Genomic DNA, 7,581 nt, shown 5'->3' on the forward strand with positions numbered 1-7,581 from the left:
GGAGGACGAGCGCGGCCGGCGGCCGCCGGACGATCCCGGCGTCGAGCCGCGCGCGCCGGAAGACAGGGCGCCGGGACGCTTCCGGCTGTTTTGACCGCCGGGCGCCGGCGCACGGGCGGCGCCGTGCCGGCCGGCGCCGCGGCCTTGCGGCGAGATCAACGGGACAAGGCATGTTCGACCGCATCCTCACCTTTCTGAAAGACCTGCCGGGCGCCGACGGGCGGACCGACGGCTCGCTGACGCCGGAGGACGACCCGCGCGTCGCCGCGGCGGCGCTGCTGTTCCACGTCATCGATGCCGACGGCGTGCGCGACCCGCAGGAGACGGCGCGCCTCAAGGAGGGGCTGTCGCGCGTCTATGGCGTGTCCGGCACCGAGCTCGACCGGCTGGTCGCCGCCGGCGAGGAGGCCGACCAGGACGCCGTCGACCTCTATGCCTTCACCAGCGTGCTCAAGCGCCATCTCGACGCCGATGCGCGGGCCGAGTTCATCGGCCTGATGTGGGAGATGGTCTATGCCGACGGCGAGCTGCACGAGCTGGAGGACAACATCGTGTGGCGGGTCGCCGAGCTGATCGGCGTCGACAGCCGGCAGCGCGTGCTGCTGCGCCAGCGCGTGCTCGAGCGCGCGGGACGAGGCGGCGGGGACCGCTGACGCGAGGATGTCGGAGGACGCGCCGCGCAAGGTCCTGATCGTCCTGCACCAGGAGCTTTCGAGCCCCGGGCGGGTGGGCCAGCTGCTGGAGGCGCGCGGCTTCGCGCTCGACATCCGCCGCCCGCCGCTCGGCGACGCCCTGCCCGACACGCTGGCCGGGCACGCCGGGGCGGTTGTGTTCGGCGGGCCGATGAGCGCCAACGATCACGACGAGTTCGTGCGCCGCGAGACCGAATGGATGTCGGTGCCGCTGATGGAGGACAAGCCGCTGCTCGGCATCTGCCTCGGCGCGCAGATGCTGGTCAATCACCTGGGCGGCCAGGTGCACGGCCACGACGACGGGCTCGTCGAGATCGGCTGGTACCCGCTCAAGGCGACCGAGGCCGGCCGCCACCTGATGCACTGGCCGGAGATGGTCTACCAGTTCCACCGCGAAGGCTTCTCGCTGCCGCGCGACGCCGTGCTGCTGGCGACGGCGGACGCCTATCCCAACCAGGCCTTCCGCTATGGCGACAACGCCTGGGGCATCCAGTTCCATGCCGAGCTGACGCGCGCCATGATGCAGCGCTGGGTGGTGCGCGGCGCGCACCGCTTCGTGCTGCCGGGCGCGCAGCAGGGCCGCGACCATCTCGGCGGGCGGCTGATCTGGGACCGCCACCTCAAGGCCTGGCTGGAGGAGTTCCTGGCGCTCGTCTTCGGCACGCCGGACGGGCGCGGCGGCGAGCGCGGCTGAGCCGGCGGACCGCAGCCGTGACGGCGTTCTTGGCCATCTCCGCGCGAACCGGTTTCCACTTCGCCTGCAAACGCTTCAATGCGCGCGCGACAGCTCGCGGGTGGCCGCCTCGAGCCCGGCCAGGGTGAGCGGGTACATGCGCTCGGCGAACAGCTCGCGGATCATGCCGATCGAATGGGTGTAGTCCCAATGGCGCCGCGGCGTCGGGTTGAGCCACACGGCATGCGGCCACTGCGCCGTCACCCGCTGCAACCACAGCGCGCCGGGCTCCTCGTTCCAATGCTCGACCGCGCCGCCGGCATAGGCGATCTCGTAGGGGCTCATCGCGGCGTCGCCGACGAAGATCACCTTGTAGTCGGGGCCGTATTTGTGCAGCACGTCCCAGGTCGGCACGACCTCGGAATGGCGCCGCCGGTTGTCCTTCCACACGCCCTCGTAGAGGCAGTTGTGGAAGTAGAAGTACTCGAGCTGGCGGAACTCCGCGCGGGCGGCGGAAAACAGCTCCTCGACCACCTTGACGTGGTCGTCCATCGAGCCGCCGACGTCGAAGAACATCAGCAGCTTGACGGCGTTGCGCCGCTCCGGCCGCGTCTTGACGTCGAGATAGCCGTGCTCGGCGGTCGAGCGGATGGTGCCGGCGAGGTCGAACTCCTCCTCCGCCCCCTCGCGCACCCAGCGGCGCAGCCGCTTCATCGCCAGCTTGATGTTGCGCGTGCCGAGCTCGACGGAATCGTCGAAATTGCGGAACTCGCGCTTGTCCCACACCTTGACGGCGCGGCGGTGGCGGCTCTCGTGCTGGCCGATGCGCACGCCTTCGGGATTGTAGCCATAGGCGCCGAACGGCGAGGTGCCCGCCGTGCCGATCCATTTCGAGCCGCCCTGGTGGCGGCCCTTCTGCGCCTCGAGCCGCTGCTTGAGCGTCTCCATCAGCTTGTCGAAGCCGCCCATCGCCTCGACGAGCTTCTTCTCGTCCTCGCTGAGGTGCTTTTCGGCGAGCCGGCGCAGCCACTCCTCGGGCAGCGCCTGCGGGTCGACCGGCGCCTCGCCCGACACCGCCTCGACGCCGCGGAAGGCATGCGCGAAGACCTGGTCGAAACGGTCGATGTGGCGCTCGTCCTTCACCAGCGCGGCGCGGGCGAGGTAGTAGAAGCCCTCCACGTCATAGGTGACCAGATCGGCGTCGAGCCCCTCGAGCAGCGTCAGGTACTCGCGCAGCGAGACCGGCACGCGCGCGGCTTTCAGCTCGAGGAAGAAGGGTATGAACATGGGCCGGAAAGGTAGTGCGCGGCGGCCGCCTTGTCAGCCCGAAATGGGCTTGCGCGCAGGCCGCGGCAGGGCGCGGCCTCGCCCGGTGCGCGGCGCGGTCGCGCGGCCCGCCCCGTCCGTCGGGCGGACCGCGATCACACCGTGCCTCAGGAGGTCGCTTCCTCGGCCGGCGCCGCCTCGCTGGCGGACGCCTCGGCCGCGGCGGCCTTGGCCTCCTCCTCGGCCTGGCGGGCGGCGGCCAGGCGCTCCTGCGCCTTCTTGCCGGGCTCGCCCTTCTGCGGGTTGGCGCGCGCCGGGCGTTTGGCCAGGCCGGCGGCGTCGAGGAAGCGCAGCACGCGGTCGGTCGGCTGGGCGCCGTGCTCGAGCCAGTGCTTGATGCGCTCCTCGTTGAGCGTCACGCGCTCGGCGTCCTTGGCCAGCATCGGGTTCCAGGCGCCGAGCTGCTCGATGAAGCGGCCGTCGCGCGGCGCGCGTACGTCGGCGACGACGATGTGGTAGTAGGGCCGCTTCTTGGAGCCCGCGCGGGCCAGACGGATCTTCAGTGCCATGTCATTCTCCTGATTGGTCTTCGTTGTGGCGTTCGGCCGCCGCTGCGGCCGGTTCGGCGATGCCCGCGCCGACGGTCCTGCCGCCATTGCCGCGGGCGATCATCTCGTGGTGGCGGATCACCTCGCGGATGATGAAGTTGAGGAACTTCTCCGCGAAGTCGGGATCGAGGTTGGCCTCGTCGGCGAGCCGGCGCAGACGCGCGATCTGCTCCTTCTCGCGGGCCGGGTCGGCCGGCGGCAGGCCGTGCTCGGCCTTGAGCAGGCCGACGTCCTGGGTGCAGCGGAAGCGCTCGGCCAGCATGTGCACCAGAGCGGCGTCGATGTTGTCGATCGAGGCACGCAACTGACCGAGCCGGCGCACGGCCGCCGCGCGGGCGGTGTCGGGAGCGGCGCTCATTTCTTCCTCGGCAGGCCGGGCAGGCCGTTCGGGCCGGGCAGTCCGCCGCCGGGCAGGCCCGGCAGGCCGCCGCCGCCCTTGCCGAGGCCGGCGGCCTCGGCCTGCTTCTGCAGCGCCTCGAGCTGCTTGGGGTCCATCTTCGACAGGTCGGGCATGCCGCCGGCCATGCCGGGCATGCCGCCGAGCCCCATCTTCTGCGCCATGCCGCCCATCAGGCCGCGCATGGCGCCGCCGCCCTTGCCCTTGCCGCCCATCGCCTTCATGGCGTCGGCCATCTGGCGGTGCATCTTCAGAAGCTTGTTGATCTGCGCGGCGTCGGTGCCGGAGCCGGCGGCGATGCGCTTCTTGCGGCTGTGCTTGAGCAGGTCGGGGTGGGAGCGCTCCTTCGGCGTCATCGACTGGATGATGGCGATCTGCCGGGCGAAGGTCTTGTCGTCGAGGCCGGCGGCGGCCATCTGGTCCTTCATCTTGCCCATGCCGGGCATCAGGCCCATGATCCCGCCCATGCCGCCCATCTTCTGCATCTGGCGCAGCTGGTCGGCGAGATCGTTCAGGTCGAACTTGCCGGCCTGCATCTTCTTGGCCATCGCCGCCGCCTTCTCGGCGTCGATGGTCTCGGCGGCCTTCTCGACCAGGCTGACGATGTCGCCCATGCCGAGGATGCGGTCGGCGATGCGCTTGGGATGGAACTCCTCGAGCGCGTCCATCTTCTCGCCGGTGCCGATCAGCTTGATCGGCTTGCCGGTCACCGCGCGCATCGACAGCGCCGCGCCGCCGCGGCCGTCGCCGTCCATGCGGGTCAGCACCAGCCCGGTGATGCCGACGCGCTCGTCGAAGCTCTTGGCGAGGTTGACCGCATCCTGACCGGTCAGCGAATCGGCGACCAGCAGGATCTCGTGCGGCTCGGCCGTGCGCCGGATGTCGGCCATCTCCGCCATCAGCGGCTCGTCGATGTGGGTGCGGCCGGCGGTGTCGAGGATGACGACGTCGTGGCCGCCGAGACGGCCGGCCTGCACGGCGCGCCTGGCGATGTCGACCGGCGACTGGCCCGGCACGATCGGCAGCGTGGCGACGCCGGTCTGCTCGCCGATCTGCTTGAGCTGCTCCTGGGCGGCCGGCCGGCGCGTGTCGAGTGAGACCATCAGGACCTTCTTGCCCTGGCGCTCGACGAGCCGCTTGCCGATCTTGCCGGTCGTCGTCGTCTTGCCCGAGCCCTGCAGGCCGACCATCATCAGCACCACGGGCGCCGGCGCGTTGAGGTCGATCGTCTCGCCCTCGGCGCCGAGCATCTCGACGAGCTCGTCGTGGACGATCTTGACGACCATCTGGCCGGGCTTGATCGACTTGAGAACCGTGGCGCCGACGGCCTTCTCGCGCACGCGGTCGGTGAAGCCGCGCACCACCTCGAGCGCGACGTCGGCCTCGATCAGCGCCCGGCGCACCTCGCGCAGCGCGGCGGAGACGTCGGCCTCCGACAGCGAGCCGCGCCCGGTCAGCCCGTTGAGGATCGCGCCAAGCCGGTCCTGCAGGTTCTCGAACATCTGCCTTCCTCGTGTCTGCGGTCTTGTCTGCCGCAGAGGTAGTGGCTTTGCGCCGGCATCCCAACCCCGCCGCCGGTCTCGCCGCAACGGCGAACGGCACCCGGGGGCGCATCGCGCTGCCGGGTGTTGACCTCCGGGATCGTCTTGTCGCGTCCCGGTCGGCGGCTCGGAGTTGGCACTCGTCGCTGGTTGTGCGGCGTTTGAGCGGAAAACGCCGCCGGAGTCAAGCTTCGCGGTCCGCCTCCGGCTGGGCGCCGGCGGCCCGGCCGGCGAGCAGCGCGTGCACGAACCGCAGCTTGCCGGCAGCGGCCGGCGAGATGACGAAGGGGTAGAGGTCCGCCAGGCCCATGCAGCGGTTGAGCGCGTTGACCGTCTCGCCGAGCGCCAGCCAGCGGCTGAGCGCGGCCTCGAAGCCGCCGGAGCCCTCCGCCTCGACCACGGTGTCGAGATGGGCGAAGGGCAGGCCGAGCGCCTCGGCCATCTCCAGCGTGTCGGCGATGTGCAGATAGTGCGCCCAGCTCTCGGCCCAGTCTTCCCACGGGTGGCTGGCGGCGTAGGCGGAGATGTGGCGCTCCTGCCAGTCGACGGGCGGGCCGGCCTCGTAGTGGCGCCGCAGCGCCGCGGCATAGTCGGCGCGCTCGTCGCCGAACAGGGCGCGGAAGCGCGCCAGCCGGGCGGAATCGTCGCGCACCAGCCGCTCCCAGTAGTAATGGCCGAGCTCGTGGCGGAAGTGGCCGAGCAGCGTGCGGTAGGGCTCGCCCATCGCGGTGCGCATGCGCTCGCGCTCGACCGAGTCGGCTTCCGCGACATTGAGGGTGATCAGCCCGGCGTGGTGGCCGGTCAGCACCCGGCCGCCCTGCGGCGGATCGGCGAGGAGATCGAAGGCCAGGCCGATCTCGGCATCCGGGTGCGCCTTGCCGGCGACATCGAGACCGAAGGCGATGAGCGCGTAGACCGCCCGCCGCTTGGCCGCCTCGACGCGCGCCCAGCGGGCCGCGTTGCCGGGCACGGCGAGGTCGGGGATGGTGCGGTTGAGCCGGCAGGCCGCGCACAGGCCGCCCGCCTCGGCCGCCCAGTTGCAGGCGGCGGCCTCGCGGTTGGCGCAGCCGGCCGTCTCGTCGAGCGGCGCGAAGCGGGCCTCGCGCGGCAGGCAGGCGACCGCCGTGCCGCAGGCGAGGCAGCGCGAGTTCTCGAAATAGAGCCGCGCGCCGCAGCGCGGGCAGGAGAAGAGCTTCATCGGCGTCGTGGCGTCGTCGGGCGCGGGAACGGTAACCGTCCGGCAACGTTGCCCCTGCCGGGGAGTTCCCTTTTTCGCGCGGACCGGTAACATCGCGGTAATGCCGGGGGGCTACCAAGAATCGTTTTCACCCGGCAGAACGGCACGGGACGGCAGGCGGCGGTGCAGCAGCGTCGGCCAGCAGAGCGCAAGCACGGAGAGGGCCATGGGAGCTCGCATCAAAGGCATCCTGATCGTCACGGCGACGCTGTTCGTCGGCCTCGCAACGACCGCCGGCGCGCAGGCGGCGCAGTGCGGCAACAACGCCTCGGGCTTCGAGCGCTGGAAGGCGCAGTTCACGCAGCAGGCGGCCGCCCGCGGCGTCGGCCAGCGGGCGCTCGATGCGCTGCAGCGCACCAGCTACAACCGCCAGACCATCGCCGCCGACCGCGGCCAGAAGAGCTTCAAGCTGTCGCTGTCGCAGTTCATGCAGAAGCGCGGCGCCGATGCCATCGTGCGGCGCGGCAAGTCGATGAAGCAGCGCCATGCGAGCCTCCTCAACAGCATCGAGCGGCGCTACGGCGTGCCGCCCGGCCCGCTGCTGGCGATCTGGGGCATGGAGACCGGCTTCGGCGGCTTCATGGGCAACCAGAACATCCTGTCGTCGATCGCCACCGTCTCCTATGACTGCCGGCGCTCCGACTTCTTCACGCCGCATCTCTACGGCGCGCTGACGATGATCGACCGCGGCATGCTCAGCCCGTCGGCCGTCGGCGCCGCGCACGGCGAGATCGGCCACACCCAGTTCCTGCCCGGCAACGCGCTGAAATACGGCGTCGACGGCGACGGCAACGGCCGCGTCGATCTGATCCGCTCGCCGGCCGACGCGCTCGCCTCGACGGCCAACTTCCTGCGCGCGCACGGCTGGCGGCCGGGTGCCGGCTACCAGCCCGGCCAGGCCAACTTCCGCGCCCTGCAGGGCTGGAACGCAGCCAGCGTCTACCAGCAGGCGATCGCCATCATCGGCCGGGACATCGACGGCTAAGGCGACGGAATACCGCTTCGCCGCCCGCAAACGCGCTGACGAAAACGCGTTGGCGCCGATCCGTGATGCCGGGAGAGGCGGGCCGCGCTATAGCGTTTCCAGGCGAAGTGGAAACCGGTTCGCCGTTCGGAAACGCGTGAAAACAATGCGTTAGAGCCGATCTGCGATTCCGTGAAACGCAG

8 protein-coding genes are annotated in these 7,581 nt (G+C 71.1%); 3 read left to right on the forward strand and 5 right to left on the reverse strand.

Going from position 1 to position 7,581, the window contains the following annotated elements; genetic code table 11:
* Positions 1–170 precede the first annotated feature (170 nt).
* Positions 171–653: a TerB family tellurite resistance protein gene (locus N1F89_RS19885; RefSeq protein ID WP_290086195.1), complete on the forward strand. Its 483-nt coding sequence runs from the start codon at positions 171–173 to the stop codon at positions 651–653.
* A gap of 7 nt (positions 654–660) precedes the next feature.
* A complete protein-coding gene (locus tag N1F89_RS19890) occupies positions 661–1,386 on the forward strand; it encodes a glutamine amidotransferase (RefSeq protein ID WP_290086196.1) in 726 nt (241 codons plus the stop codon).
* A 75-nt stretch (positions 1,387–1,461) separates the two neighbouring features.
* Here the strand turns inward: N1F89_RS19890 and N1F89_RS19895 are convergent, their stop codons facing one another.
* The 5 genes from N1F89_RS19895 to N1F89_RS19915 all read right to left on the reverse strand — a co-directional run bounded on the left by N1F89_RS19895 (position 1,462) and on the right by N1F89_RS19915 (position 6,375).
* Entirely contained in the window at positions 1,462–2,652 is a 1,191-nt protein-coding gene (locus N1F89_RS19895) for a VWA domain-containing protein (protein ID WP_290086197.1), read from the reverse strand.
* Positions 2,653–2,798: 146 nt separating this feature from the next.
* Positions 2,799–3,200 (reverse strand): 30S ribosomal protein S16, encoded by a 402-nt coding sequence (gene rpsP, locus N1F89_RS19900; protein WP_290086198.1) that lies wholly within the window; start codon positions 3,198–3,200, stop codon positions 2,799–2,801.
* Position 3,201: 1 nt separating this feature from the next.
* Positions 3,202–3,597 (reverse strand): chorismate mutase, encoded by a 396-nt coding sequence (locus N1F89_RS19905; RefSeq protein WP_290086199.1) that lies wholly within the window; start codon positions 3,595–3,597, stop codon positions 3,202–3,204.
* On the reverse strand, positions 3,594–5,138 hold the full coding sequence (gene ffh, locus N1F89_RS19910) for a signal recognition particle protein (RefSeq protein ID WP_290086200.1): 1,545 nt from the start codon (positions 5,136–5,138) through the stop codon (positions 3,594–3,596). The genes N1F89_RS19905 and ffh overlap by 4 nt, the downstream gene beginning before the upstream one ends.
* Positions 5,139–5,361: 223 nt before the next feature.
* Complete coding sequence (locus tag N1F89_RS19915) at positions 5,362–6,375, reverse strand: putative zinc-binding metallopeptidase (protein ID WP_290086201.1); 1,014 nt, start codon at positions 6,373–6,375, stop codon at positions 5,362–5,364.
* A 205-nt stretch (positions 6,376–6,580) separates the two neighbouring features.
* On the opposite strand from N1F89_RS19915, the gene N1F89_RS19920 reads away from it, so the two are divergent.
* The gene (locus tag N1F89_RS19920) at positions 6,581–7,399 is read left to right on the forward strand and encodes a lytic murein transglycosylase (RefSeq protein ID WP_290086203.1); all 819 of its coding nucleotides are present in this window, start codon (positions 6,581–6,583) and stop codon (positions 7,397–7,399) included.
* Positions 7,400–7,581: the final 182 nt, after the last annotated feature.

This window comes from Aquibium sp. A9E412, assembly GCF_030398335.1.
In the GTDB taxonomy this organism is placed as follows: Bacteria; Pseudomonadota; Alphaproteobacteria; order Rhizobiales; family Rhizobiaceae; genus A9E412.